The sequence below is a fragment of the Micromonospora sp. DSM 45708 genome, from assembly GCF_039566955.1.
Taxonomy (GTDB): Bacteria; Actinomycetota; Actinomycetes; order Mycobacteriales; family Micromonosporaceae; genus Micromonospora.
On sequence record NZ_CP154796.1, the window covers coordinates 2975701 to 3000192 of the forward strand.

A 24492-nucleotide genomic window follows, 5' to 3' on the forward strand; every position below is an offset into this window, starting at 1 on the left:
ACACCTCGCCCGCGGAGGCCCAGGCGGTCGACCCCCACGACGAGCTCCCCGATGGTTCACCCATCCCCGTGCCGCCAGTCGCGTCCCCCTCACCCTGCCACAGCCCGCGCCACGATCGCATCCACCACCGACTGCCACCCCGGCAACGACGCCAACACCGCATCCGCCCGCCGCCGCCGATCCGCCACCGACACCACCTGAAGATCCGCCAACACCGCCACCAACCCCGGCCGCAACGCCCGCTCCCGCTCCGGCGCCACCACCCCCAACACCACCAGACACCGCGCGTACGTCACCACCACCCAGAACATCGCCTCCCGGTGCCGCCCCGCCGCCACCAACGCCGCACCACCGTCGAACACCACCGGCCGCCCCGCCACGCTCAGATCCGCCCCGAACGCGAACCCCTCCCGCGGCAGCCCCGCCACCTCGTCGAACACCACCGCCAAACTCGCCAGATGCTCCCGCACCCGCCCCGCGCCCACCCCACCGCCGTCCACCGCCGCCAGCAACCCCGCATACCGCCCACCGAACCCGAACCGCGTCAACACCTCCGACGCCCGCACGAACCGCCGCCGCACCGTCGGATCCACCAACCCCGCCACCGCCGGCCACACCGCCAACAGCGACGTCGGGAACACCCACGCCAACACCTGCTCCGCGAGCGGCGCCCCGGCGTCCAGCACCCGCAACCCACCCTCGATCCGCCGCCGCACCCCCGCACAGCGCCGCCGCACCCACACCGGATCCGCGTACCCCGCCGCCACCCGCCGCCGCACCGCCGCCAGCCGCCCCGACGGATCCGCGATCACCGCGTCGCGACGGAACATCGGCGCGAACACCCACGACCCCAGCACGTCCTCCGGCTCACCCACCTCCGCCCAGGTGACCGAGCTGACCTCCAACAGCACCCCCCGATGCACGAACTTGCCCACCTTCACACCGGCGGACTCCCGCACCAACAGCACGTCCACGTCCGACCACACCGGCAGCTCCGCGTCATCCGGCAACCCCACCGTCGAGCCGCTGAACAACGCCCCCTCCACCGACGGATCCGTACGCATCCGCTCCCGCACCCAGCCGACCGCCACCGCCCGCGCCGCATCCACCCGCATCCGACCGATCCTGCCACCACCAGCCGCACACCCACGGTTGCCGACCAGACACCAAGCTCCTGTCCGCCATCGACCTGCACACCGAAGACGCCGTCCTGCTCCTCGACGCCGCCGAGCTACCCTCCGAACACCACCTGACCCCGAGCCGAACCCCTGCCTCGCCCGGGGCACCTCCCACCACCCGGCCCACGTCGCGAACCACCTCGGCCCGCCCGGCGCGCCCCCAAGCCACTAGAGACCCAACCCCGACAACGCCCGGTTCGTGCGGTTGGCCGCCACCGCCGCCCGCTGCTGACCCGCCGTCACCTCGATGTACGTCTGCGACGACGCCAACGACGCATGCCCCAGCAACCGCATGATCTCCGCCGCGCTCGCCCCGTCCTCGGCCAACCGCGTCGCGAACGTGTGCCGCAACGCGTGCAACCGCGCCCCCCGCGGCACCCGGTCACCGATGCCCGCCCGCCGGAAACACGACTCCACCAGATACTGCAGACCACCCCGACGCAACGGCTCACCCCGCCGGTCCACCAGCAACGGCCCGTCCGGACGCACACTGCGCACCCCGAACCGGCGCCGCCTGCTGTCCAGGTAACCACCCACCACCCGGTCCACGCCCGCCTCGATCGGCACCGTGCGCGGCCGGCCGCCCTTACCGGCCACGTCCACCCGCCGCTCACCGTCGCGACCGGCCAGCGACGACACCCGCAGCGCCAGCAACTCCGACAGGCGCAACCCGGCGCACAGCGCCAACGCCAGCACCACCACGTCCCGCTCCGGCCACGGGTCGCGCTGCCGGCCCTCGGCGCGCGCCACCGCCGCCAGCAGCTCCTCCGGGGTGTCCTCGCCCCGCAGCGGCTTGGGCCGGGGGAGCGGCGTGCGGGGCCGCCCCACCGCCGGCATCGGGTTCCCGGCCACCACGCCGTCGGCGACCAGGAACGTGAAGAAACTGTTCCAGGTGGACCAGGCGCGGTGGACCGACGCGGCGGCGCGGGGGGCGGCGAAACGGGCGAACGCCGCGCGCATCAGCCGGGGGGACAGCGCGCCGACCGGCAGTCGGCCCAGGGGGAGGGGAGTGGCGTCACCGTCGGCCACCTCCAGCGCGGCGACGCCGGTGAGGTCCCGCCGGTACGCGGCGAGGGTGTGCGGGGAGGGCTTGCGGGTGGCCCGGGCGGTCAGGAACTCCTCGATCAGCGCCTCAACCGTTTGGTCCGGTTTGTCATGCATAAGGGATATTATGCATGATTTTCGCGTCCCCGCCAGGTCGCCACTGCGGGGGAGCGCACCCGGAAACGCGATTGCCGCACCCCGCAGACTGGACCCATGGTGGAGATCGACGCCGCACTCGTCCGCGCCCTGGTCGCCGCACAGTTCCCGCAGTGGGCGCACCTGCCGGTCACCGCCGTCGCGCGCCAGGGATGGGACAACCGGACGTTCCGCCTCGGCGAGCACCTGCTGGCCCGACTGCCCAGCGCCGAGGGTTACGTACCCGGCGTCGCCAAGGAGAACCGCTGGCTGCCCGCCCTGGCCCGCCACCTGCCGCTGCCCGTACCCGAGCCGGTCGCCACCGGCACGCCCGGCGCCGGCTACCCGTACCCCTGGTCGGTGCGGCGCTGGCTGCCCGGCGACACGCTGGAGGCCGCCGACGGCCTGGACCGTGTCGCCGTGGCCCGGGACCTCGGCGGCCTGCTGGCCGCGCTGCGCCGGGCGCCGACAGTGGGCGGACCGGTCGCGGGCCGGCACTCGGCGTTCCGGGGCTGCCACCCGAGCGTCTACGGCGACGAGGTGGAGCAGGCCCTGGCCACGCTGGGTGACCGGGTGGACGCCGCCGGCGTCCGGGAGGTGTGGGCGCGCGCGGTGACGTCCGCCTGGCCGGCGGCGCCGGTGTGGTTCCACGGTGACGTCTCGGCCGGGAACCTGCTGGTCGCGCGGGGTCGGCTCGCCGCGGTGATCGACTTCGGGCAGTGCGGCGTGGGTGATCCGGCCTGCGATCTGGTGCCGGCCTGGACGTGGTGCGTCGGCGTCGAGCGCGCGGCGTTCCGGGAGGCGGTCGGGTTGCCGGCCGACGTGTGGCGGCGGGCCCGGGGCTGGGCGCTGTGGAAGGCGCTCGTCACGATGGTGTCCGGGTCGAGCTCGGATGCGGAGCCGCTGCGGGTGCTGGCGGCGGTCCTGGCGGATCCGGTGGTGGAGTGACGGGGAGACCCCCGCTCCGCCTTACTTGACATAATGTGCATTATCGAATCGCGCGGCGGCGGGCTCGGGCGGCGGTGTAGGTGTCCGACACCGCCGCCCGAGGCTCAGGTCCCGACGTAGTCGGCGAGGTGTTCGCCGGTGAGTGTGGAGCGCTTGGCCACCAGGTCGGCCGGGGTGCCCTCGAACACGACGCGGCCCCCGTCGTGTCCGGCGCCCGGGCCGAGGTCGATGATCCAGTCGGCGTGCGCCATGACGGCCTGGTGGTGCTCGATCACGATGACCGACCTGCCGGCGTCGACGAGCCGGTCGAGCAGGCCGAGCAGTTGGGCGACGTCGGCCAGGTGCAGGCCGGTGGTCGGTTCGTCCAGGACGTAGACGTCGCCCTTGTCCCCCATCCGGGTGGCCAGCTTGAGCCGCTGCCGCTCCCCTCCGGACAGCGTGGTCAGTGGTTGACCGAGCGTGAGGTAGCCGAGCCCGACGTCGGCGAGTCGGGCGAGGATGGTGTGGGCGGCCGGGAGGCGCGCGTCGCCGGCGCCGAAGAACGTCTCGGCCTCGTCGACCGGCATGGCGAGGACTTCGCTGATGTCGCGGCCACCGAGGTGGTAGTCGAGCACGCCGGCCTGGAACCGCTTGCCCTCGCAGTCCTCGCAGGTGCTGGCGACGCCGGCCATCATGCCGAGGTCGGTGTAGATGACGCCGGCGCCGTTGCAGGTGGGGCAGGCGCCTTCGGAGTTGGCGCTGAACAGGGCCGGTTTGACGCCGTTTGCCTTGGCGAAGGCCTTGCGGACGGGGTCGAGCAGGCCGGTGTAGGTGGCCGGGTTGCTGCGGCGGGAGCCGCGGATGGCGCTCTGGTCGATGCTGACGACGTCGTCGCGCCGGGCCAGGGAGCCGTGGATGAGGCTGCTCTTGCCGGAGCCGGCGACGCCGGTGACGACGACCAGCACGCCGAGTGGGATGTCGACGTCGACGTCGCGCAGGTTGTGGGTGGCGGCGCCGCGGATGGGCAGGGTGCCGGTGGGGGTACGGGTGGTGTCCTTGAGGGTGGCCCGGTCGTCGAGGTGGCGGCCGGTGACGGTGTCGCTGGCGCGTAGTCCGGCGACGGTGCCTTCGTAGCAGATGGTGCCGCCGGCGGTGCCGGCGCCGGGGCCGAGGTCGACGACGTGGTCGGCGATGGCGATGGTTTCCGGTTTGTGTTCGACGACCAGGACGGTGTTGCCCTTGTCGCGCAGGCGTAGCAGGAGGTTGTTCATGCGGGCGATGTCGTGCGGGTGCAGGCCGATGGTGGGTTCGTCGAAGACGTAGGTGACGTCGGTGAGGGATGAGCCGAGGTGGCGGATCATCTTGGTGCGTTGGGCCTCGCCGCCGGAGAGGGTGCCGGCGGGGCGGTCGAGGCTGAGGTAGCCGAGGCCGATCTCGACGAAGGAGTCGAGGGTGTCCCCCAGTGCGGTGAGCAGTGGGCCGACGGAGGGTTCGTGCAGGTCGCGTACCCAGGTGGCGAGGTCGCTGATCTGCATGGCGCAGGCGTCGGCGATGGTGATGCCGTTGATCTTCGAGGAGCGGGCTTCGGGGCTCAGTCGGGTGCCGGCGCAGTCGGGGCAGGTGGTGAAGGTGACGGCGCGTTCGACGAAGGCGCGGATGTGTGGCTGCATGGCGTCGATGTCCTTGGCGAGCATCGACTTCTGGATGGCGGGGATGAGGCCGGTGTAGGTGACGTTGATGCCCTCGACCTTGACCTTGGTGGGTTCCTTGTGGAGGAGGTCGTGCCGTTCGCGGTCGGTGTAGTCGCGCAGGGGTTTGTCGGGGTCGAACATGCCGCTGGCGCGGAAGATGCGGCCGTACCAGCCGTCCATGCTGTAGCCGGGGATGGTGATGGCGCCTTCGTTGAGGGTGCGGTCGGCGTCGTAGAGGACGGTGAGGTCGAAGTCGGTGACGGCGCCGCGGCCTTCGCAGCGGGGGCACATGCCACCGAGGCGGTGGAAGGTGCCTTTCTTGGTCTGGGTCTTGCCGGGACCGCGGTCGACGGTGATGGCGCCGGTGGCGCGGACGGAGGGGACGTTGAAGGAGTAGGCGTTGGGTGGGCCGATGTGGGGTTGGCCGAGGCGGCTGAAGAGGATGCGGAGCATGGCGTTGGCGTCGGTGGCGGTGCCGACGGTGGAGCGGGGGTCGGTGCCGATGCGTTCCTGGTCGACGATGATGGCGGTGGTGAGGCCTTCGAGGATGTCGACGTCGGGGCGGGACAGGGTGGGCATGAAGCCTTGGAGGAAGGCGCTGTAGGTCTCGTTGATGAGGCGTTGGGATTCGGCGGCGATGGTGCCGAAGACCAGGGAGCTCTTGCCGGAGCCGGAGACGCCGGTGAAGACGGTGAGGCGGCGTTTGGGCAGCTCGACGTCGACGTTGCGGAGGTTGTTCTCGCGGGCGCCGTGGACGCGGATGACGTCGTGTCGGTCGGCGTGGGCCGTGGTCATGGGTCTCCGTCCGGTTGGTGCGGTGTGGGGCCGGCCGGTGTGCGGCCCACCGGCCGGCGTACATAGTACGGTACGGGTGGCGGGAAAGGCCCGTCGAAACGCCTCCCCCGGGGTTCAGCGCCGCTCGTTGATGCGGATGAGGTTGCCGGTGGGGTCCCGGAAGGCGCAGTCGCGGACGCCGTAGGGCTGTTCGGTGGGTTCCTGGACGACGTCGGCGCCGCTGGCCTGGAGACGGTCGAAGAGCGCGTCGAGGTCGTCGGTGGCGAGGGTGAGCGCGCCGTAGGTGCCCTTGGCGATGAGTTCGAGGATGGTGCGGCGTTCGTCGTCGGTGATGCCGGGGTCGGCGGCCGGGGGGTGCAGGACGATGCCGGTCTCGGGTTGCTCGGGTGGGCCGACGGTGAGCCAGCGCATGGTGGTGCCGCCGCCGACGTCGTTGCGCAGCTCGAAGCCGAGGGTGTCGCGGTAGAAGGCGAGGGCGGCGTCGGCGTCGGTGTGGGGCAGGAAGGTGTAGTGGATCGTGATGGTCATGGTGGTCACGCTAGTTCGGTGGGGTGGCGGGGGGCTTCTCGATTCCTGATCGGTCGGGTGGTGTGTTTGGTGAGGCACGGGGGTGGTTCGGCGGCGCCGGGTGTGTGGCGGGCGCGGTAGGCGCTGGGTGGTTCGCCGACGAGTTCGGTGAAGCGGGTGCTGAACGTGCCGAGGGACTGGCAGCCGACGGCGAAGCAGACATCGGTGACGCTGAGGTCGCCGCGGCGCAGCAGGGCCATGGCGCGTTCGATGCGGCGGGTCATGAGATAGGAGTACGGGGTTTCGCCGTAGGTCTGGCGGAACTGGCGGCTGAGGTGGCCGGCGGACATGTGTTCGCCGCGGGCGAGGGCTTCGACGTCGAGGGGCTGGGCGTGTTCGCGGTCGATGCGGTCGCGGATGCGGCGCAGCCGGGTGAGGTCGCGCAGGCGTTGGGCGAAGGCGGGGTCGTCGGTGGCCGGGTGGTGGGCTGGCACGTGTGCATTTTCGCTGGTCGGGGGCGGGGGCGTCCAGGTGTTCAGCGCAGTCGGCGGGCGGTGAACCGGGTGGGTGGGTCGGCGATGGCGTCCTGGGCGGCGACGAGTTGGAGTTCGCGGGTGCCGGCGGCGAGGGTGGCTTCGAGGACCGCGTAGATGGAGTTGGTGGTGTGTTCCAGGGCGGTCGCGGGTGAGCCGGTGGTGGCGAGGTGGGCCAGGTAGAGGGCGGCGGTGACGTCGCCGCCGCCGTTGGGGCTGATCGGCAGCAGCGGGGTGGTGACGGCCCAGGCGCCGTCGGTGGAGACGGCGACGACGTCGAGGTGGTCGGCGGGCAGGTCGCCGTGCAGGACGCTGGTGACCAGGACGTGTTCGGGGCCGGTGGCGCGGACGGCGTCGACGGCGGCGAGCAGGTCGTCGAGGGTGTGGGTGGGGCGTCCGGCGAGGAACTCCAGCTCGAACTGGTTGGGGGTGACGATGTCGGCGCGGGGGACGACGGTGTCGCGCAGGTATTCGGGGATGCCGGGGCGGACGAACATGCCGCGGCCGACGTCGCCCATGACCGGGTCGCAGCAGTAGAGGGCGGCCGGGTTGGCGGCCTTGACCTGGGCGACGGCGTCGAGGATGACGGCGCCGACGGCGGGGTCGCCCTGGTAGCCGGAGAGGACGGCGTCGGCGGTGCCGAGCACGCCGCGGTCGGCGATGCCGGCGATGACGTCGGCGACGTCGGTGGGGGCGAGCAGGGGGCCGCGCCAGGCGCCGTAGCCGGTGTGGTTGGAGAAGTGCACGGTCAGCACCGGCCAGACCTCGTGGCGGAGGCGTTGCAGCGGGAAGACGGCGGCGGAGTTGCCGACGTGGCCGTAGGCGACCGAGGACTGGATGGACAGGATCTTCACGGGCTCATCCTCGCACCCCGGTCGGCGGTCACGCTCGGTGGTCGTCGGGCGACGGATGCGGGTACGGTCGACCGTTCGGCTCCGGGTTTCGACCGTCGGGCGCGTGGCGGGTTTGGGCACTGCGCGCGCGGGGGGCATGAAGCGAGAGGTTCTCGCCATCTGGACGGAGGAAGCACTGATGCTTTCCGCACTCGATCGTCGGCACACCATCGCGCCGCCGGGGTACAGCCGGTGGCTGATCCCGCCGGCGGCGCTGGCGGTCCATCTCTGCATCGGGCAGGTCTACGCGACCAGCGTGTACAAGAACTCCCTGATCGCGCATTTCGACTCGGGGCAGACGGCGATCGGTGTGATCTTCAGCATCGCGATCGTGATGCTGGGGTTGTCGGCCGCGGTGGCCGGCACCTGGGTGGAGGCGAACGGGCCGCGTAAGGCGATGTTCGTCTCGGCGTGCTTCTGGGCGGCGGGCTTCGGTGTGGGCGCGCTGGGCATCGCGACCTCGCAGCTGTGGCTGCTGTATCTGGGGTACGGGGTGCTGGGCGGGATCGGTCTGGGGATCGGGTACATCTCCCCCGTCTCCACGTTGATCAAGTGGTTCCCGGACCGGCCGGGGCTGGCCACCGGGCTGGCGATCATGGGGTTCGGCGGTGGGGCGATGGTGGCCTCTCCCCTGTCCCGGCAGCTGCTGTCGTTGTTCGACCCGGCGTACGACCCGTCGAACAGCGGGTCGACGGCGTCGGGGTCGGCGCTGGTGTGGCTGTTCGTCACGCTGGGTGTCGGCTACTTCGTGATCATGATGTTCGGGGTGTTCAACGTGCGGGTGCCGGCGCCGGACTGGCGGCCGGCCGGGTTCGACCCGGCGAAGGTGGCGGCGAGGCCGATGGTGACCACCGCGAACGTGTCCGCGGCGAACGCGGTGCGGACGCGGTCGTTCTGGCTGCTGTGGGTGGTGCTGTTCTGCAACGTGACGGCGGGCATCGGCATCCTGGAGCAGGCCAGCCCGATGATCCAGGACTTCTTCCGCGACGGCGGCGCCTCGTCGGTGTCGGTGGCGGCGGCCGGCGGGTTCGTCGGGTTGCTGTCGCTGTTCAACATGGCGGGCCGGTTCGTCTGGTCGTCGACGTCGGACGTGATCGGCCGTAAGCCGATCTACGTGGTGTATCTGGGTGTGGGCCTGGTGCTGTACCTGGTGCTGGCGCTGGTCGGGCAGACCGCGCCGGCGTTGTTCGTGTTGTTGGCCTGCGTGATCCTGTCGTTCTACGGCGGCGGGTTCGCGACCGCGCCGGCGTACCTGCGGGACCTGTTCGGCACGTTCGAGGTGGGCGCGATCCACGGTCGGCTGCTGACGGCGTGGTCGGCGGCCGGGGTGGCCGGTCCGCTGATCGTCAACGCGTTCCTGGACGCGCAGGGCGAGCCGGGCACGTTGACCGCGGCGGCGTACCGGCCGGCGCTGTTCACGATGGTCGGGGTGCTGGCGGTGGGGCTGGTGGCGAACCTGCTGATCCGACCGGTGCCGCGGCGGTTCCACGAGCCGGCGTCGGGCCGGGACGAGATGACGCACGGGCAGCCGGTGACGGCGGAGCGGAGCGGATCATGAGTGAGCGCGGCGGTGGCGGGCAGCAGGTCCGTCTGGTGGTGTCGTGGCTGGTGGTGGCCGTGCTGCTGGGTTACGGCGTGGTGCAGACGCTGATCACGGCGGCGAAGTTGTTCACGCAGTGACGTGCTGCGGCGGCCCGGGGTCCGACCCGGGCCGCCGCGCCGGTCAGAGGCCGCCGGCGACGCGCAGGACCGCGCCGGTGGTGTACGAGGCGTCGGGGCCGAGCAGGTGGGCGATGGCGCCGGCCACCTCGTCGGGTTCCCCGGCGCGGCCCAGCGGGATGCGGCCGGCGGCGCTCTCGGGGCGGTCCGGCACGCCGGAACGGGCGTGGATGTCGGTGCGGATGATGCCGGGGGCGACCGCGTTGACCCGGATGCCGCGCGGCGCGAGTTCCTTGGCCAGGCCGACGGTGAGCGTGTCGGTGGCGGCCTTGACGGCGGCGTAGTGGATGTACTCGCCGGGGCTGCCGAGGGTGGCGGCGGCGGAGGACACGTTGACGATGGCGCCGCCGGTGGTCATCCGGCGGGCGGCCTGCTGGGCGCAGAGCACGTAGCCGACGAGGTTGACGTCGACGACCTCGCGCAGGTCCTCGGCGCGCAGGTCGGTGAACGGGCCGATCGGGCTGGTGACGCCGGCGTTGTTGACCAGGCCGGTGAGCGGGCCGAGCTGGTCGGCGGCGGCGAAGAGCCGGCGTACCGCGTCGGGGTCGGTGGTGTCGGCGGCGACGGTGACGGCGCGTCGGCCGGCGGCGCGCACGTCGGCGGCGACGGCCGCGGCGGCGTCGTGGTCGGCGCGGTAGCCGACGACCAGGTCGTGGCCGGCGGCGGCGAGCCGGCGCGCGGTGGCCGCGCCGATGCCGCGTCCACCTCCGGTGACGATGGTGACCGAGGTCAATGCGCTCTCCCCTGCCCTGCTGGTGGGGGCGACGTTACCGTGGGCGGGACCGGTGGGGACGGAGAGGACGGTCACATGGGGCGCGCGTTGGTGCTGGGCGGCGGCGGGGTGACCGGGGTGGCCTGGGAGTTGGGGCTGCTGGCCGGGCTGGCCGGGCGGGGTGTGTCGCTGGAGGACGCGGACCTGGTGGTGGGCACGTCGGCGGGTTCGGTGGTCGGGGCGCAGGTGTGTGCCGGGGTGCCGCCGGCGCAGCGGTACGCGGCGCAGTTGCGGCCGGCGCGTGACGAGGTGCCGGCACGGCTCGGGTTGGGGGTGCTGGCCCGCTGGGCGTGGGCCGGCGGGTGGGGGCGGGACGCGGTGCGGGCCCGCGCGCGGGTGGGTGCGGTGGCGTTGGCGGCGCGTACCCCGTCGGAGGAGTCGCGGCGGGCGGTGATCGCGGCGCGGTTGCCGGCGCGGCAGTGGCCGCCGCGGCGGCTGCTGGTGACCGCGGTCGACGCGGTTTCGGGTGAGTTCGTGGTGTTCGACGCCGGCAGCGGGGCGTCGCTGGTCGACGCGGTGGGGGCCAGTTGCGCGGTGCCGGGGGTGTGGCCGCCGGTGACGGTCGGTGGCCGGCGCTACGTCGACGGTGGGGTGCGGTCGGCGGTGAACGCGGACCTGGCCGTCGGGGCCGGGCGGGTGGTGGTGTTGGCGCCGACGAGCGCCGCGGTGGGGCCGATGCCGCGGCTGTCGGCGCAGGTGGCGGCGTTGCGCTCGGCGGGGGCGCGGGTGGTGGTGGTGACGCCGGATCGGGCGGCGCGGGCGGCGATCGGGCGTAACGTGCTGGATCCGACGCGGCGGGCGGCGTCGGCGCGGGCCGGGTTCGCGCAGGCCGCGGCCGTGGCCGACGGGGTGGCGGCGGTCTGGCGGTGAGCGCGGCCGGGCCGGGGCGGACGCCGGAGCCGGGCTGCTGGGGCCTCCCTATCCTCGTGGCATGAGTGATGTGGTGGGTGTGGGTGACCTGGTCGAGGATTTCACGTTGCCGGACCAGACGGGTACGCCGCGGCGGCTGTTGGAGTTCCTGACCGCCGGGCCGGTGGTGCTGTTCTTCTACCCGGCGGCGATGACGCGGGGGTGCACGGCGGAGAGTTGCCACTTCCGGGACCTGGCGGCGGAGTTCGCGGCGGTGGGCGCGTCCCGGGTGGGGATCAGCCGGGACTCGGTGGACCGGCAGGCGGAGTTCGCCGACCGGCACGGTTTCGACTATCCGTTGCTGTCGGACGTCGACGGCGCGGTGGCGGCGGCGTTCGGGGTGCGGCGGCGGGTGCCGCTGGGCGCGTTGAGCACCCGGCGGATGACGTTCGTGATCGGTGCGGACCGGCGGGTGCTGGCGGTGGTGCGCAGCGAGCTGAACATGAACGCGCACGCCGACGCGGCGTTGCGGGCGCTCGGGGGTTGACCGTCGTGCTGTCGTGCCGGCCTGGTATCAAGGGCGGCAATCAAACAGGTGTACGGAAGAGGGCGTGATGGCGGTCCAGGGGTTGTCCACTGACGAGGTACAGCAGATCCGTGAGTCGTTGGCGGCGGGCCGGAAGCCGCGGGTGGTGTTCACCGAGGCGGCCGGGCAGATGGCCGGGCAGCTCGGGCAGGTGGTGGAGCTGACCGACCCGGCGGCGTCGGAGGAGTTCGTGGTGGTGCGTTTCGGCCGCGACGAGTTGCCGTTCTCCCCCACCGACGTGGCGATCGCGCCGAAGGGCGCCGGCCGTCGTCCCGCCGTCGAGGCGAAGCCGGAGCCGACGCCGGCGCCGGCCGTGCCGGAGCCGGAGTTCGTGTTGGACACGCCGCGGGTGCCGGCGCCGCGGCGGGAGGAGCCGAGGGTGGAGCAGCAGCAGGTGGAGCCGAAGCCGGCGAAGCGGGTGGCGAAGGCGGCGAAGCCGAAGAGCCCGGCGGGGTTGACGGTGACGCTGGCCTACGCCGACGGCGAGTGGACGGTCGCCGCGCAGCAGGGCGCGAAGGCGCTGGCCCGGCCGTACGTGGTGAAGCCGGCCGAGGCGCTGCGGATGGTGGCGTTGGTGGACGTGCCGGGCGTGCAGGAGGCGGTGGAGCAGATCCTGGGCGCGGAGCGGGCCGAGGCGGAGCAGCAGGCGGAGAAGCTGCGCGCCGAGCTGGCGGAGATCGAGGCGCGGCTGGCGGAGCTGCGCGAGGCGCGCTGAGCGGTCCCCGGACGCCCCGCGGGGCCGGTGCGACCCCCTCGCACCGGCCCCGCGCCACCCCTGCGCCCGCAGGTCCATCAGTGTTGCGGAATGTTCTGTACCCCGATTCGGCGGCGGAACACCCAGTAGGTCCAACCTTGATAGGCGAGCACGATCGGAGTGAACACCACCGCCACCCACGTCATGATCTTCAGGGTGTACGGGGTGGACGCGGCGTTGGTGGCGGTGAGTGTGCCGGCCGGGTCGAGCGTGGACGGCAGCACGTTCGGGAACAGCGCGGCGAACAGCGTCGCCACGGCCAGCGCGATGGCCAGCGCGGTGCCGGTGAACGCCCAGCCCTCCCGGCGTACCCTCGCCGCGGCCAGGCCGCCGAGCAGGGCGAGTGCGGCGCCGACGGCGAGCACGACGGCGGCGGCGTTGGCGCGGATGGTCAGTGACCAGCCGAGGAACGCCACGGCGGCCACGGCGGTGCCGGCGCCGAGCCGGACGGCGAGCGTGCCGGCGCGCTGCCGGATGTCGCCGGTGGTCTTGAGCGCGAGGAACACCGCGCCGTGGGTGGCGAACAGGCCGAGCGTGGTGACGCCGCCGAGCAGCGCGTACGGGTGCAGCAGGTCGAGCAGGCCGCCGACGTACTCGTGGTCGGCGTCCAGGGGGACGCCGCGGAAGATGTTGGCGAACGCCACGCCCCACAGCACGGCCGGGATCGCGGAGCCTGCGAAGATGGCCTGGTCCCAGCGGCGTTTCCAGGACGCCTCGGGGCGTTTGTGCCGGTACTCGAAGGCGACGCCGCGGGCGATCAGGGCGAGCAGGATGAGCAGCAGCGGCAGGTAGAAGCCGGAGAACAGGGTGGCGTACCACTCGGGGAACGCGGCGAACATGGCGCCGCCGGCGGTGATCAGCCAGACCTCGTTGCCGTCCCAGACGGGGCCGATGGTGTTGATCAGGACGCGGCGTTGCCGGTCGTCGCGGCCGAGCACGGGCAGCAGCATCCCGACGCCGAAGTCGAAGCCTTCGAGGATGAAGTAGCCGGTGAACAGCACGGCGACGAGGAGAAACCAGACGGTGGTCAGTTCCACGGTGGGCTCCGGTCAGTAGGCGAACGCGAGCGGGCGCTGCGCGTCGTCGGTGTCGTCGTCGTCGGGTTGCGGGGTGACGTCGGGTACGCCGGCGCGGGCGTAGCGGACCAGCAGCTTGAACTCGATCACGGCGAGGGTGGCGTAGATGAGGGTGAAGGCGGTGAAGGAGGTGAGCACCTCGGTGAGGGAGACGCTGCGGGACACGCCGTTGCGGGTGAGCATCTCGCCGAAGACGATCCAGGGTTGGCGGCCCATCTCGGTGAAGATCCAGCCGAAGGAGTTGGCCAGCAGCGGCAGCACCGGCATGACCAGGCCGGCGCGCAGCAGCCAGCGGCTGGTGGGGGTGCGGCCCTTGCGTTGGCTCCAGAGCACCAGCAGCGCGATGGCGGCGGCGGCCAGGCCGAAGCCGATCATGAAGCGGAAGCTCCAGTAGGTGACCGGGATGATCGGGGCGTAGTTGCCGGGGCCGTACTGGCTGGCGTACTGGGCCTGGAGGTCGTTGATGCCCTGCACGGTGCCGTTGGGGTCGCCGGTGCCGAGGAACGACAGCAGGTAGGGGATCTTGAGGGCGAAGACCTCGCGGCTGCCGTCGAGGCTGCCGACGGTGAGCACGGAGAACGAGGCGGGGCTCTCGGTGGTGTAGAGGCCCTCGGCGGCGGCCATCTTCATCGGCTGCACCTCGGTCATGATCTTGCCTTGGATGTCGCCGGTGAGCACCACCAGCGCGGAGGAGGCCAGCACCACCCAGGAGCCGAACTTCGTGGCGAAGCGGTAGGCGTCGGTGTCGGCGCTGCCGCGGTTGCGCATCACGTGCCACAGCCCGACGGTGACCACGAGGGAGCCGGCGACCAGGAACGATCCGGCGAGGGTGTGCGGGAAGGTGACCAGGGCGACCTTGTTGGTGAGCACGGCGACGAAGTCGGTCAGCTCGGCGCGTCCGCTGTCGGGGTTGATGCGGAACCCGACGGGGTTCTGCATGAACGAGTTCGCGGCGAGGATGAAGTAGGCGGACAGGTTGGTGCCGATCGCGGCGGCCCAGATCGCGGCGAGGTGCAGGCGTTTGGGCAGCCGGTCCCAGCCGAAGATCCACAGGCCGATGAACGTGGATTCGAGGAAGAACGCGACCAGGGCCTCGATCGCGAGGGGCGCGCCGAAGATGTCGCCGACGAAGCGGGAGTAGTCGCTCCAGTTCATGCCGAACTGGAACTCCTGCACGATGCCGGTGACCACGCCCATGGCGAAGTTGATGAGGAACAGCTTGCCGTAGAACTTGGTGAGTTTGAGGTACCGCTCGTTGCCGGTGCGGTGCCACCTGCTCTGGAGCACGGCGACCAGCACGGACAGGCCGATGGTCAACGGCACGAACAGGAAGTGGTAGACGGTGGTGACACCGAACTGCCAGCGGGCGACGTCCAACGCGTCCACCTGAGAACCCCCAGCCTTCTTACTACGAGACGTAGTAAATACTACTCGGCGTCGTAGAAGAAAGTTCAGGGCCGCAGGGCCCGAACCGACCCGGGACCAATGACCCTGATCACCTCCGCCGGCGTGGCCGTGCGACCATCCAGCACTGATGGACACCTCCCCCTGGCGCGCGCCACTGCTGTGGCGGGGCGCGCAGACGCTCGCCCGCGCCGCCGTCGCGCTGATCGGCCGGCTCGAGGTCACCGGCGACGTGCCGGAGCCGTTGCGCCGCGGGCCGCTGATCCTGGCGGCCAACCACATCAGCCCGTTCGACCCGGTGGTGCTCGCCGCCGCCTGCCGGGTCCGACGGGTCGCCCCCCGGATCATGGCCACCGGCGGGCTGTTCCGGGCCCCGGTGCTCGGGCCGCTGATGCGCCACGCCGGGCACATCCGCGTCGACCGCGGCACCACCGCCGTGCACCGCTCGCTGGAGATCGCCGCGGAGGCGGTGGCCGGCGGGTCGGTGGTGCTGGTCTACCCGGAGGGACGCATCGGGCTGGCCCCCGGCATGTGGCCCGAACGCGGCAAGACCGGCGCGGCCCGGCTCGCGTTCGCCAGCGGCGCCGCCGTCGTCCCGGTCGCCCAGTGGGGCTCGCACGAGGTGCTGCCGTACCGGGCGCCGAAGGGGATGCTGCGCGGCCTGGCCCGCGCGCTCGCCCGCCGCCCGGTCATCCGGGTGCACTTCGGCGCCCCGGTCCCCCTGGCCGACCTGAGCCCCGGCGTGCCCGGCGCGGCCCGCCGCGCCACCGACCGGATCATCGACGCGATCACCGACGACCTGGCCCCGCTGCGCCCGCACGAGCCCGACGGGCCGCGCCACGTCGACCCCGGCCGCCCGGTGGACCCGAGCCGCGCGCACCGGCGCCACCGAACCGGCTGAATCCGCCGCGCGTCCCCGGCATAGGGTGAGACCGTGGCAGTCGTGAGCGCACCCGTCGTGCTGATCACCGGCACGTCCACCGGCATCGGCCTGGCCACCGCCGTGGGCGCGGCCCGCGCCGGCTGGCGCACCGTCGCCACGCTGCGCGACCCCGACCGCGCCGGCCCGCTGCGCGCCGCCGCCGACGCCGCCGGGGTCGGCGACCTGCTGGAGGTACGCCGGCTCGACGTGGTCGACCCGTCCTCGGTGACCGCCTGCGTGGCCGACGTGGTGGCCCGTCACGGCCGGCTCGACGCCGTGGTCAACAACGCCGGCGCCGGCCACGTCGGCACGCTGGAACAGGAGAGCGTCGACGACGTACGGGCGGTGCTGGAGGTCAACTTCTTCGGCGTCCTGCACGTCACCCACGCCGCGTTGCCGCACCTGCGCGCCGCGAACGGGCGGCTGATCACGGTGACCAGCGTCGGCGGGGTGGTCGGGCAACCGTTCAACGAGGCGTACTGCGCGGCGAAGTTCGCCGTCGAGGGGTTCATGGAGTCCCTCGCCCCGGTGGCGGCCACCGTCGGGGTGAGCGTCTGCGTGGTCGAGCCCGGCGCGGTGGCCAGCGAGTTCGTCACCAACGTCGGGATCGACCCGGACACCGCCGTCGCCGCCGCCGGGCCGTACGCGCCGGCGCTGCGGGCGTACCTGCGGCGCAGCGCCGGCGCGTTCGCCGCCGCGCAGTCGCCGGCCGAGGCCGCCGCGGCGGTGGTGGCGACACTGACCGACCCGGAACCCGCGCCCCGCGTGCAGACCTCCCCCGCCGCCCGGCAGTTCGTCGGCGTCAAGCTCGCCGACACCGACGGGCTCGGGGTGACCGCCCTGACCGCCGGCTGGCTGCGGTAGCGCTCAGCCGGCGGCGCGCAGCCGGTCGTCGAGCGCGGCCAGGTCCGGCACGAACCACACCTGGTCGTGCCGGTTGGACTCGGCGACCAGCGCGCGCAGCGCGCCGCTGCCGGCCAGGTACGCGGAGATGTCCCCGACCACCACCAGGCGCAGCCGGTAGGTGACGAACTTCTGCATGACGTCGCCGGCGAAGCGGGTGCCCAGCGTGAAGAAGCGCGGGTCGAGCCGGTGGGCGGGCACCGCCACCACCGTGGCGCCGTCGAACGCCGCGCCGATCAGGTCCAGCGCGTCGGCCTCGGTGGCGATCGGCGGGCCGGCCGGGTCGCAGACCAGCACCGTGACGCCGGCGCGTTCGCGCAGCTCGTCAGCCACGGCCGGCCGCCTCGCCGGCGAGCAGGCCGTTGTCGCCGTCGAGCACCGCGTCGAGCAGGCGCAGCAGTTCGGCGGTGGCGGCCAGGTCGCCCAGGATCACGATCGTCATGCGGTGACGCTCCTCGTCGTGGACGGTCTGCACGCGCAGCGGACGGTCCGGGTCGGGGTGGGTGTTGACGCCGGCCAGCACCAGCGTGGCGAGCCGGTCGGCGGCGGCCCGGTCGACGCCGTCGAGCGCCACGATGCTCGACACCTGCGCCGCCGGGCCGGCCGGTGGCGCAGGTGTGCCGGTGAACGCGTCGAGGTCGGCGCGGGTGATCCGGTACTGCTTGCCGATGCGCACCGCGGGCAGCCGGCCGGTGCGGATGTAGCCGCGCACGGTGCGTACGTGCAGCCCGAGCCGCGCCGCCACCTGCTCCACCGAATACATATCGTTACTCATCGCACCCTATCCTAGCCATTTCAGGGAACGATAGGGAATTTTTGTCGGGCGGCCGTCCGGAGGGTTGCCGTCGCCCGGCATACTGCCGGCGTGCAGCCCCGTCACGGCTACCTCGACGCGCCCGCGCCGCTGGCCTTCGCCCACCGCGGCGGCGCGGCCGACGGCGACGAGAACACCGCTGCCGCGTTCGCCCGCGCGGTCGCCCTGGGCTACCGGTACGTCGAGACCGACGTGCATGCCACCGCCGACGGCGTGCCGGTGGTCTTCCACGACCCGACGCTGCGCCGCGTCACCGGCGAGGCCGGCCGCATCGCCGACCTGCGCTTCGCCGACCTCGCCTCGGTGCGCGTCGGCGGCGCCGCCCTGGTGCCCCGCCTCGACGACGTCCTCGGCGCGTGGCCGGAGGTCCGGTTCAACGTCGACGTCAAGGCCGACGGCGGGGTGGAGCCGACCGTCGCCGCGGTCGGCCGGGCCGGCGCCGGTGACCGGGTGCTGCTCGCCTCGTTCAGCGACGCCCGGCTGACCCGGCTGCGCGCCCTGGCCGGCCCGAAGGTCGCCACCGGGCTGGGCATGCGCGGCGTGGCCCGGCTGCGGATGGCCTCCCTGCACGGTCGGGCGCTGCGGCTGCCGCCGTCCGTGGCCGCCGCCCAGGTCCCGGCCTCCTACGGGGGGATCCCGGTGGTCGACCGGCGGTTCCTCGCCTACTGCCACCGCATCGGCTTGCAGGTGCACGTCTGGACGATCGACGAACCCGCCCGGATGCACCAGTTACTTGATCTTGGTGTGGATGGCATCATGACCGATCACGTCGGCGTGCTCCGCGACGTCTACCGCAGCCGCGGCCACTGGGCCGCCTGAGCCCCCGAGGACCGCCCCGATGGCCGAAACGGTCACCCCCGCCGTCGCCGAGCCCACGCCCCCGGGCAGCACCCGCCGCGAACGCACCGGCTGGTACCTCTACGACTGGGCCAACTCCGCGTTCCAGACCACCGTCATCACGGTCTTCCTCGGGCCGTTCCTGACCACCGTCACCGAACTGGCCGCCGGCTGCGAGCTGGGCGCCGACCGCTGCGACGGCGTGGTGCACCCGCTCGGCATCCGCGTCGCGGCCGGCTCCTACTACCCGTACCTGATCTCGCTGTCGGTCTTCCTCACCGTGTTCGTGCTGCCCGTCATCGGCGCGATCGCCGACCGGTCCGCGCACAAGAAGCGGCTGCTGGCCGCCGCCGCGTTCACCGGCGCCGCCGCGACCATCGCGTTCGCGTTCGTCACCGGCGAGCGGTACCTGCTCGGCGGCGTGCTGTTCCTGATCGCGAACATCTCCTTCGGCGCCGCCGTGGTCGTCTACAACTCGTTCCTGCCGCAACTCGGCGGCCCGGACGACCGCGACGCCATCTCCAGCCGCGGCTGGGCCATCGGCTACCTCGGCGGCGGGCTGCTGCTCGCGCTCAACCTGGTCGCCGTCACCGTGCTCAGCGAGGAGGGCAACGCCCAGCGCACCCTCGACCTGGCCCGCTGGTCGATCGTCTCGGCCGGCGTGTGGTGGGCCGCGTTCACCCTGCTGCCGCTGCGCTGGCTGCGCGAACGGCCCACCGCCGCCGCCCGGCTCGGCGGCAACGTGCTCACCGACGGGTTCCGGCAGCTCGGCCACACGCTGCGCGAGGTCAAGGCGTACCCGCTGACGCTGTTCTTCCTGCTCGCGTTCCTGGTGTTCAACGACGGCATCCAGACCGTCATCACCCTCGCCAGCCAGTACGGCACCGAGGAGCTGCGGCTGGAGCAGAGCACGCTGATCGTGACCATCCTGCTGGTGCAGTTCCTCGCCTTCGGCGGCGCGCTCGCGCTCGGCGCGCTCGCCCGACGCATCGGCGCCTGGAAGACCGTGCTGCTGTCGCTCGTGCTCTGGACCGGTGTGATCATCGCCGCGTTCCGGCTGCCCGCCGAGGCGCCCGTGCCGTTCATGATCCTCGGCGGCTGCATCGGCCTGGTGCTCGGCGGCAGCCAGGCGCTGAGCCGTTCGCTGTTCAGCCAGCTCATCCCCGCCGGCAAGGAGGGCGAGTACTACGGCTTCTACGAGATCAGCGACAAGGGCACCAGTTGGCTCGGCCCGCTCGCGTTCGGCCTGGTGTTCCAGCTCACCTCGTCGTACCGGGTGGGGCTGGTCTCCCTGCTGATCTTCTTCGTGGTCGGCTTCGCGCTGCTGGCCGCCGTGCCGATGCGCCGCGCCATCATCGCCGCCGGCAACACCCCGCCCCGGGTGCTCTGAGCACGGGCCGTCGCCGGGGCCGTGGATCATCGCGGCCCGGATGCGCCGACGTCGATCGGCTAGGCTGCCCCGACGTGACCGACGACGCCGCTGCCGCCCCGACCTGCCTGGCCCGCCCCCTGCCGGGGCCCGGCGACGACCGTGCCGGCGGCTGCGCCGCCGCCCGCGGCGTCGACGGCCGGCCGCTGCACGCCGCCGCGTTGAAGTTCTTCTGGGGGCCGATGGACTGCGGCAAGTCCACCATGGCGTTGCAGATGAACTACAACCACGCCCGGCAGGGCCGCCGCGGCCTGGTCACCACCCGCATCGACCGCTCGCTGGGCCCGCAGGTCACCACGCGCATCGGCCTGGCCCACGAGGCCATCGAGGTCACCGACGGCCTCGACCTGCGGGACCTGGTCCGCGACGCGTGGGCCGAAGGGGTACGCGTGGACTACCTGATCTGCGACGAGGCGTCCTTCTACGACCTGGCCCACGTCGAGCAGATGGCCGAGCTGGTCGACAAGTTCGACGTCGACGTCTATGCCTTCGGCCTGGCCACCGACTTCCGCTCCTGCCTGTTCCCGGCCGCGCAACGGCTGTTCGAACTGGCCGACGAGGTGGCCCGCATCCAGGTCGAGGTGCTGTGCTGGTGCGGCCGGGAAGGGCTGCTCAACGCCCGGGTGGTGCAGGGCCGGGTGGTCCGCGAGGGCGCCCAGGTCGTCATCGGCGACACCGTGGACACCGCCGACGTGCGCTACCAGGTGCTGTGCCGGCGCCACTACCGCTCCGGGGACCTCGGGCCGCGCGCCTGAGGCTCAGAACGGGTCCCCGCACACCCGCCAGCCGCCGTCCTCCGGCACCACCGGCAGTTCCCGCTCCTCGCTGCCGCCGCCGTCCCGGTTCAACCGCACCACCACCGTGCCGCGTGGCCGCCCCGCTCGGGTCGACACCGACACGTCGACGATCTCGTAGCCGCTGACCAACGGCGGGGTCCGCACCCAACTGCCGAACCCGGCCTGACTCCACCGGGTACGCGCCTCGGCGCACAGCCGCCCGTACGCCCGGTCGGTGTCGCCGGCGGCGACGTCCCGGAAGAACCCGTCCGCGGTCTCCCGCACCGGCCCGTCGGCCTGGAGCACCACCTGCGCGTTCCACGCCGCCAGCCCGGCCACCCCGATCAGGCAGGTGCCCAGCCCGAGACCGGCGACCAGCACGCCGGCGCGCACCGGCCGGCGACGCCGGGCCGGTCGGTGCCACAACTGCTGCCCGCCCATCACCACCGACGGTAGGCAACCGGTGCCCGGAGCGCAGCCGGTTGCGCCGCCCGGCGGCGGATCGTCTACCGTCGGCGCACGCCCCGGGAGGAGCCGTGGATGACGCGTGACGGGCAGCCCGACCACCCGGTGACCATCGAACTGGACCGGCCACCACCCGCACCGCCGGCCCGGCCCCGGCGACGCCGCCGGTGGGCCGCGCCGGTGCTGGCCGCCGGATGCCTGCTGCTGGGCGCCGCCGCCCCGCCCGGCCGATCCGCAGCGGTCACCGGTCCGGTCCTGCCGGCCGGCGCCGTCCTGCTGGCCGCCGGCGAGCTGTTCCTGGTCGCGGATCCGTCGACGCTGACCGCGTACGGTCCGGACGGCCGGGCGCGGTGGCGGGCCCCGGCGCCCGCCGGGGCGTGGGCCGCCGCGTCCGTCGCCGGCCTGGTGCTGGTCACCGAGCGCGACGACGCCCGCCAGGTGACCGGCACGACGGCGTACGCGGCCGACACCGGGCAGCGGCGCTGGCGTCGCCCCGACCGCGTCCAGCCGGCCGGCGCCGCCGCGGTCGCGGTGACCGAGGTGCGCAGCGTCGCCGACCCCGGCCAGCGCGTCCAGGGCGCGGTACGCGGCGTCGACCCGGCCACCGGCGCGGACCGCTGGTCGGTGCCGGTGCCGTCGACGGCGGTGCTCGTCACGGCGCCCGGGCGCATCGTCGTGGTCCACGACAGCGGGCTGACCCGGGTGCACGACGTTGGCCACGGCGCGGCCGTCGCCGAGACCCGCCTGCCACCGGCCGGGTACGCCCCGGACAATCCCCTCGTCGTCGGCGGGCACCTGGTGCTGCGGCACCCGGCGCCGGGCGGGACCGCGCTCACCGGCTACGACCTGCCGGCGCTCACCCCGCGCTGGCGGCGGCTGCTGCCGGTCGGGGAGGCGCCCGCGCCCGGCTGTCCCCAGGTGCTCTGCCTGGCCGGGGTGACGGACCGGCGCGCGCTCGACCCGGCCACCGGCACGCCGGCGTGGCGGTGGCCGGGTGGGGCCGGCTGGCAGCCGGTGCCCGGCGATCCCGACCCGACGCGGCAGGTGCTGCTGCGCCCGGGCGGCGACGGTCGCACCCTGGCCGTCGCCGTCGGCCGCGACGGCCCACACCCGGGCGGGACGCTGCCCGCCGGCACCCGCGACTGCCACCTGGCCGCCGACGCGCTGGCCTGCCGGGGCCCGGACGGCCGGCTGACCGTGCGACCCGTCACCGGTACCTGACAGCAGATGACAGGTACCGGCGGCAGACTCCCCGGGCATGACGACGCACGCCGACCTCGCGATGGTCAACCTCGACAGTTCCGACCCGGCCGCCCACGCGGCGTTCTACGGCCACGCCCTCGGCTGGGAGATCAGCCACAGCGAGGCCGAGTACGCCATGATCACCTCCGGCGGCACGTCGATCGGGTTCGGTCTGGTGCCCGGCTACACGCCGCCGGCCTGGCCGGACCGGACCGGCGCCAAGCGCTACCACCTGGACCTGACCGTCGACGACGTGACGGTCGCGGAGCGGGACCTGCTGGCGGCCGGCGCGACCCGACCGGAGCACCAGCCGGGCGGCGAGAGCTGGACCGTGCTGCTCGACCCGATCGGGCAGCCGTTCTGCCTCTGCCCCCGCCGCCAGGAGTGAGACCGGCTCAGCGCAGCGGGCCGCGGGCGACCGCGGCCCGCATCGCGGCCGGGTCACCGGCAGGCACGTACTCCAGCCACCAGGTGGCGCCCGCCGCCGCCAGGTCGGCCAGGTAGGCGCGCTCGGCGCGCTCGTCCGCGCGCCGCCGCCGGCCGCCGACCGCCACGTCGAACGGCTCACCGTCGGCGCGGGTCGCCGGCAGCGCGGCGACCAGGGCGGCCACCTCGTCGGCGGTGAAGTCGGACCAGCCGTCGGTGTCGGTCAACTTGTAGGGCACGATCCCGTCGGCCCGGGCCGCGCGCCGCAGCACCGCCTTGGCCTGGGTGCTGCCGCCGACCCAGACCGGCACCCGGGGCGACTGCACCGGCGCCGGTCGCAGCGCCACGCCCTCGGCACGGTAGTGCACGCCCCGATGGGTGACCCGCTCCCCGCCGAGCAGCGCGACCAGCAGGTCCAGGCCCTCGTCGAGCATCGCGGCGCGGGTCCGCACGTCGGTCGGCTCGCCGAACGCGGCCAGCCCCCGGTCGGCCGGATCGCCGACCCCGACCGCAGGACAGGTGGTCGAGGGTGAGCACCTCCCGGGCCAGCTTCGCCGGGCGACGCCGGGGCAGCGCGGTCACCGTGGTGCCCAGCCGGACCCGCTCGGTGCGCCCGGCCACCGCCGCCAGCACCAGCCAGGGATCCCAGGTCGGCGGGTCGTCACCGGCGTGGTGGATGAGGTAGTCCTCCAGGAACACGCCGTCCCAGCCGGACCGCTCGGCCAACTCGCCGAGCGCGACCAGATCGGCGACCGTCACCGAGGCGCCGCCGCAGGAGATCTCCAACCCGTGTCGCATGCCGGCACCCTACGGCGCGGGTGCGACGCTCAGCCGCGACGGCGGGCGCGGGCGGCCCAGATCGCGTACGCCGGGTCGCGGTCCAGGTTGTGCCGGTCCCGGTCGTAGCGACGGGTGGTCCGCGGGTCGGCGTGGCCCATCGCGTCCTGCACGTCCTCCAGCGGCACCCCCTCCGAGCGGGCCGTGGTGGCGAACGCGTGCCGCAGCGAGTGCGGCGACAACCGCGCCCAGGCGGCGATCCCGGCGGTCTGCGCCAGGCGACGCACCAGCCGGAACACGGCGTGCCGGTCCAGCCGGCCCCCGGTGGCGGTGACCAGCAACGGGCCGGTCAGCTGCGGCACCGTGACGCCCTGGGCGGCGGCCCGCTCCGCCAGGTAGGCGTCCAGCGCGTACGCGGTGCCCGGGGTGAGCGCGCGACGGCGTACCTTGCCGCCCTTGCCGACGAAGCGGACGCTGCGGTGACCGCGCTCCGCGCCCAGGTCGGCCAGGTCCAGGGAGACCAGCTCGCCGACCCGCAGCCCCAGATCGGCCAGCAGGGCGAGGGTGGCCCGGTTGCGGGCGGCGGTCGGGCCGGTGTCGGCCTCGGCGGCGGCGAGCAGCGCGTCGACCTCGTCCGGGCTGAGGCCGATCGTCGCGGAGTGGTCCCGGTCGACCCGGGGCCGGTCGGCCGCGGCGACCGGGTTGGCCGGGACCGCACCCAGCTTGACCAGGAAGTCGTACCAGCTCGACAGCGCGGACAACCGGCGTGCCACGGTGGCCGGGGTCAGCGGGCGGCCGTCGCGCCCGCGCGGGGTGGACTCCAGGTCCCGGCCGTACGCGTTGACGTCGAGGAAGGTGACCCGCAGCGGTTCCAGGCCCCGCTCGGCGCACCAGCGCAGCCAGCCGGTGACGTCCCGCCGGTACGCGTCGCGGGTGTGCTCGGACAGCCGCCGGTTGCGCAGCCACGCCTCGGTGAAGTCGGCCGGAGCGCCGGACAGGGCGACACGGGCGCGGGGCAGGACCTCGGGACGCAGCATG

The 24492-nt window shown here is 73.6% G+C and carries 26 protein-coding genes, 1 pseudogene and 1 riboswitch; of the genes and pseudogenes, 13 read left to right on the forward strand and 14 right to left on the reverse strand.

What is annotated here, in order from left to right:
- Nucleotides 1–10: 10 nt before the first annotated feature.
- Nucleotides 11–92, reverse strand: a riboswitch (ZMP/ZTP riboswitch).
- Nucleotides 90–1115: a hypothetical protein gene (locus VKK44_RS13190; RefSeq protein WP_343447229.1), complete on the reverse strand. Its 1026-nt coding sequence runs from the start codon at nucleotides 1113–1115 to the stop codon at nucleotides 90–92. (Overlaps the previous riboswitch by 3 nt.)
- A gap of 231 nt (nucleotides 1116–1346) precedes the next feature.
- Nucleotides 1347–2339 carry a tyrosine-type recombinase/integrase gene (locus VKK44_RS13195; RefSeq protein WP_343447231.1) on the reverse strand — a complete coding sequence of 331 codons (993 nt, stop codon included), beginning with the start codon at nucleotides 2337–2339 and terminating at the stop codon, nucleotides 1347–1349.
- Between the two features lie 96 nt (nucleotides 2340–2435).
- Between VKK44_RS13195 and VKK44_RS13200 the strand changes: the two genes are divergently transcribed.
- A complete protein-coding gene (locus VKK44_RS13200) occupies nucleotides 2436–3305 on the forward strand; it encodes an aminoglycoside phosphotransferase family protein (protein WP_343447232.1) in 870 nt (289 codons plus the stop codon).
- 104 nt (nucleotides 3306–3409) lie between these two features.
- Here VKK44_RS13200 and VKK44_RS13205 read toward each other — a convergent pair whose 3' ends face one another.
- The 4 genes from VKK44_RS13205 to pdxY form a co-directional block, all read right to left on the reverse strand.
- Nucleotides 3410–5770 (reverse strand): excinuclease ABC subunit UvrA, encoded by a 2361-nt coding sequence (locus VKK44_RS13205; protein WP_343447233.1) that lies wholly within the window; start codon nucleotides 5768–5770, stop codon nucleotides 3410–3412.
- Between the two features lie 114 nt (nucleotides 5771–5884).
- Nucleotides 5885–6298 carry a VOC family protein gene (locus VKK44_RS13210; RefSeq protein WP_343447234.1) on the reverse strand — a complete coding sequence of 138 codons (414 nt, stop codon included), beginning with the start codon at nucleotides 6296–6298 and terminating at the stop codon, nucleotides 5885–5887.
- 5 nt (nucleotides 6299–6303) lie between these two features.
- On the reverse strand, nucleotides 6304–6771 hold the full coding sequence (locus tag VKK44_RS13215; RefSeq protein ID WP_343447235.1) for a helix-turn-helix transcriptional regulator: 468 nt from the start codon (nucleotides 6769–6771) through the stop codon (nucleotides 6304–6306).
- Between the two features lie 41 nt (nucleotides 6772–6812).
- Nucleotides 6813–7664: a pyridoxal kinase PdxY gene (gene pdxY / locus VKK44_RS13220; protein ID WP_343447237.1), complete on the reverse strand. Its 852-nt coding sequence runs from the start codon at nucleotides 7662–7664 to the stop codon at nucleotides 6813–6815.
- A 178-nt stretch (nucleotides 7665–7842) separates the two neighbouring features.
- Between pdxY and VKK44_RS13225 the strand changes: the two genes are divergently transcribed.
- Together VKK44_RS13225 and VKK44_RS13230 are read left to right on the forward strand one after the other, a co-directional pair.
- Nucleotides 7843–9261 carry an OFA family MFS transporter gene (locus VKK44_RS13225; RefSeq protein WP_343447238.1) on the forward strand — a complete coding sequence of 473 codons (1419 nt, stop codon included), beginning with the start codon at nucleotides 7843–7845 and terminating at the stop codon, nucleotides 9259–9261.
- Nucleotides 9258–9383 carry an MFS transporter small subunit gene (locus tag VKK44_RS13230; RefSeq protein WP_343447240.1) on the forward strand — a complete coding sequence of 42 codons (126 nt, stop codon included), beginning with the start codon at nucleotides 9258–9260 and terminating at the stop codon, nucleotides 9381–9383. The genes VKK44_RS13225 and VKK44_RS13230 overlap by 4 nt, the downstream gene beginning before the upstream one ends.
- 43 nt (nucleotides 9384–9426) lie before the next feature.
- Here the strand turns inward: VKK44_RS13230 and VKK44_RS13235 are convergent, their stop codons facing one another.
- The gene (locus tag VKK44_RS13235; RefSeq protein WP_343447241.1) at nucleotides 9427–10155 is read right to left on the reverse strand and encodes an SDR family oxidoreductase; all 729 of its coding nucleotides are present in this window, start codon (nucleotides 10153–10155) and stop codon (nucleotides 9427–9429) included.
- Between the two features lie 75 nt (nucleotides 10156–10230).
- Here VKK44_RS13235 and VKK44_RS13240 point away from each other — a divergent pair, with 75 nt between their 5' ends.
- From VKK44_RS13240 to VKK44_RS13250, 3 genes are all read left to right on the forward strand, one after another.
- Nucleotides 10231–11064, forward strand: a complete 834-nt coding sequence (locus VKK44_RS13240) for a patatin-like phospholipase family protein (protein WP_343447243.1) — start codon at nucleotides 10231–10233, stop codon at nucleotides 11062–11064.
- Between the two features lie 61 nt (nucleotides 11065–11125).
- Nucleotides 11126–11590 carry a peroxiredoxin gene (locus VKK44_RS13245; RefSeq protein ID WP_343447244.1) on the forward strand — a complete coding sequence of 155 codons (465 nt, stop codon included), beginning with the start codon at nucleotides 11126–11128 and terminating at the stop codon, nucleotides 11588–11590.
- Between the two features lie 67 nt (nucleotides 11591–11657).
- Nucleotides 11658–12344: a hypothetical protein gene (locus tag VKK44_RS13250; RefSeq protein WP_343447760.1), complete on the forward strand. Its 687-nt coding sequence runs from the start codon at nucleotides 11658–11660 to the stop codon at nucleotides 12342–12344.
- A 77-nt stretch (nucleotides 12345–12421) separates the two neighbouring features.
- On the opposite strand, the gene cydB is transcribed toward VKK44_RS13250, so the two are convergent.
- Nucleotides 12422–13420 carry a cytochrome d ubiquinol oxidase subunit II gene (gene cydB / locus VKK44_RS13255; RefSeq protein WP_343447246.1) on the reverse strand — a complete coding sequence of 333 codons (999 nt, stop codon included), beginning with the start codon at nucleotides 13418–13420 and terminating at the stop codon, nucleotides 12422–12424.
- 12 nt (nucleotides 13421–13432) lie between these two features.
- Nucleotides 13433–14845, reverse strand: a complete 1413-nt coding sequence (locus VKK44_RS13260; RefSeq protein ID WP_343447247.1) for a cytochrome ubiquinol oxidase subunit I — start codon at nucleotides 14843–14845, stop codon at nucleotides 13433–13435.
- A 148-nt stretch (nucleotides 14846–14993) separates the two neighbouring features.
- Here VKK44_RS13260 and VKK44_RS13265 point away from each other — a divergent pair, with 148 nt between their 5' ends.
- Both VKK44_RS13265 and VKK44_RS13270 read left to right on the forward strand, forming a co-directional pair.
- A complete protein-coding gene (locus tag VKK44_RS13265; RefSeq protein ID WP_343447248.1) occupies nucleotides 14994–15764 on the forward strand; it encodes a lysophospholipid acyltransferase family protein in 771 nt (256 codons plus the stop codon).
- Between the two features lie 42 nt (nucleotides 15765–15806).
- On the forward strand, nucleotides 15807–16649 hold the full coding sequence (locus tag VKK44_RS13270; protein ID WP_343447249.1) for an SDR family NAD(P)-dependent oxidoreductase: 843 nt from the start codon (nucleotides 15807–15809) through the stop codon (nucleotides 16647–16649).
- A gap of 3 nt (nucleotides 16650–16652) precedes the next feature.
- Here VKK44_RS13270 and VKK44_RS13275 read toward each other — a convergent pair whose 3' ends face one another.
- On the reverse strand, nucleotides 16653–17021 hold the full coding sequence (locus tag VKK44_RS13275) for a DUF4180 domain-containing protein (protein WP_343447250.1): 369 nt from the start codon (nucleotides 17019–17021) through the stop codon (nucleotides 16653–16655).
- Entirely contained in the window at nucleotides 17014–17463 is a 450-nt protein-coding gene (locus tag VKK44_RS13280) for a helix-turn-helix domain-containing protein (protein WP_343447251.1), read from the reverse strand. The genes VKK44_RS13275 and VKK44_RS13280 overlap by 8 nt, the downstream gene beginning before the upstream one ends.
- Nucleotides 17464–17553: 90 nt before the next feature.
- On the opposite strand from VKK44_RS13280, the gene VKK44_RS13285 reads away from it, so the two are divergent.
- The 3 genes from VKK44_RS13285 to VKK44_RS13295 all read left to right on the forward strand — a co-directional run bounded on the left by VKK44_RS13285 (nucleotide 17554) and on the right by VKK44_RS13295 (nucleotide 20523).
- Entirely contained in the window at nucleotides 17554–18321 is a 768-nt protein-coding gene (locus tag VKK44_RS13285; RefSeq protein ID WP_343447253.1) for a glycerophosphodiester phosphodiesterase family protein, read from the forward strand.
- 19 nt (nucleotides 18322–18340) lie between these two features.
- Nucleotides 18341–19729, forward strand: a complete 1389-nt coding sequence (locus VKK44_RS13290; protein WP_343447254.1) for an MFS transporter — start codon at nucleotides 18341–18343, stop codon at nucleotides 19727–19729.
- 74 nt (nucleotides 19730–19803) lie between these two features.
- Nucleotides 19804–20523: a thymidine kinase gene (locus tag VKK44_RS13295; RefSeq protein WP_458351640.1), complete on the forward strand. Its 720-nt coding sequence runs from the start codon at nucleotides 19804–19806 to the stop codon at nucleotides 20521–20523.
- Nucleotides 20524–20526: 3 nt separating this feature from the next.
- On the opposite strand, the gene VKK44_RS13300 is transcribed toward VKK44_RS13295, so the two are convergent.
- Nucleotides 20527–20985 (reverse strand): Rv0361 family membrane protein, encoded by a 459-nt coding sequence (locus VKK44_RS13300; RefSeq protein ID WP_343447255.1) that lies wholly within the window; start codon nucleotides 20983–20985, stop codon nucleotides 20527–20529.
- 99 nt (nucleotides 20986–21084) lie between these two features.
- On the opposite strand from VKK44_RS13300, the gene VKK44_RS13305 reads away from it, so the two are divergent.
- Together VKK44_RS13305 and VKK44_RS13310 are read left to right on the forward strand one after the other, a co-directional pair.
- A complete protein-coding gene (locus VKK44_RS13305; RefSeq protein ID WP_343447256.1) occupies nucleotides 21085–22230 on the forward strand; it encodes an outer membrane protein assembly factor BamB family protein in 1146 nt (381 codons plus the stop codon).
- Nucleotides 22231–22267: 37 nt separating this feature from the next.
- A complete protein-coding gene (locus VKK44_RS13310; protein ID WP_343447257.1) occupies nucleotides 22268–22639 on the forward strand; it encodes a VOC family protein in 372 nt (123 codons plus the stop codon).
- 7 nt (nucleotides 22640–22646) lie between these two features.
- On the opposite strand, the pseudogene VKK44_RS13315 reads toward VKK44_RS13310, so the two are convergent.
- Nucleotides 22647–23475 (reverse strand): annotated as a pseudogene (locus VKK44_RS13315) (LLM class flavin-dependent oxidoreductase).
- 29 nt (nucleotides 23476–23504) lie between these two features.
- Complete coding sequence (locus VKK44_RS13320) at nucleotides 23505–24491, reverse strand: tyrosine-type recombinase/integrase (RefSeq protein ID WP_343447258.1); 987 nt, start codon at nucleotides 24489–24491, stop codon at nucleotides 23505–23507.
- Nucleotide 24492: the final 1 nt, after the last annotated feature.

Bases quoted from the DNA above. Each gene is read 5' to 3' on its own strand.
- VKK44_RS13190 (WP_343447229.1), bottom strand. From the start codon at position 1,115: ATGCGGGTGGATGCGGCGCGGGCGGTGGCGGTCGGCTGGGTGCGGGAG.
- VKK44_RS13195 (WP_343447231.1), bottom strand. From the start codon at position 2,339: ATGCATGACAAACCGGACCAAACGGTTGAGGCGCTGATCGAGGAGTTC.
- VKK44_RS13200 (WP_343447232.1), top strand. From the start codon at position 2,436: ATGGTGGAGATCGACGCCGCACTCGTCCGCGCCCTGGTCGCCGCACAG.
- VKK44_RS13205 (WP_343447233.1), bottom strand. From the start codon at position 5,770: ATGACCACGGCCCACGCCGACCGACACGACGTCATCCGCGTCCACGGC.
- VKK44_RS13210 (WP_343447234.1), bottom strand. From the start codon at position 6,298: ATGACCATCACGATCCACTACACCTTCCTGCCCCACACCGACGCCGAC.
- VKK44_RS13225 (WP_343447238.1), top strand. From the start codon at position 7,843: ATGCTTTCCGCACTCGATCGTCGGCACACCATCGCGCCGCCGGGGTAC.
- VKK44_RS13230 (WP_343447240.1), top strand. From the start codon at position 9,258: ATGAGTGAGCGCGGCGGTGGCGGGCAGCAGGTCCGTCTGGTGGTGTCG.
- VKK44_RS13240 (WP_343447243.1), top strand. From the start codon at position 10,231: ATGGGGCGCGCGTTGGTGCTGGGCGGCGGCGGGGTGACCGGGGTGGCC.
- VKK44_RS13245 (WP_343447244.1), top strand. From the start codon at position 11,126: ATGAGTGATGTGGTGGGTGTGGGTGACCTGGTCGAGGATTTCACGTTG.
- VKK44_RS13250 (WP_343447760.1), top strand. From the start codon at position 11,658: ATGGCGGTCCAGGGGTTGTCCACTGACGAGGTACAGCAGATCCGTGAG.
- VKK44_RS13265 (WP_343447248.1), top strand. From the start codon at position 14,994: ATGGACACCTCCCCCTGGCGCGCGCCACTGCTGTGGCGGGGCGCGCAG.
- VKK44_RS13280 (WP_343447251.1), bottom strand. From the start codon at position 17,463: ATGAGTAACGATATGTATTCGGTGGAGCAGGTGGCGGCGCGGCTCGGG.
- VKK44_RS13290 (WP_343447254.1), top strand. From the start codon at position 18,341: ATGGCCGAAACGGTCACCCCCGCCGTCGCCGAGCCCACGCCCCCGGGC.
- VKK44_RS13300 (WP_343447255.1), bottom strand. From the start codon at position 20,985: ATGGGCGGGCAGCAGTTGTGGCACCGACCGGCCCGGCGTCGCCGGCCG.
- VKK44_RS13305 (WP_343447256.1), top strand. From the start codon at position 21,085: ATGACGCGTGACGGGCAGCCCGACCACCCGGTGACCATCGAACTGGAC.
- VKK44_RS13310 (WP_343447257.1), top strand. From the start codon at position 22,268: ATGACGACGCACGCCGACCTCGCGATGGTCAACCTCGACAGTTCCGAC.
- VKK44_RS13320 (WP_343447258.1), bottom strand. From the start codon at position 24,491: ATGCTGCGTCCCGAGGTCCTGCCCCGCGCCCGTGTCGCCCTGTCCGGC.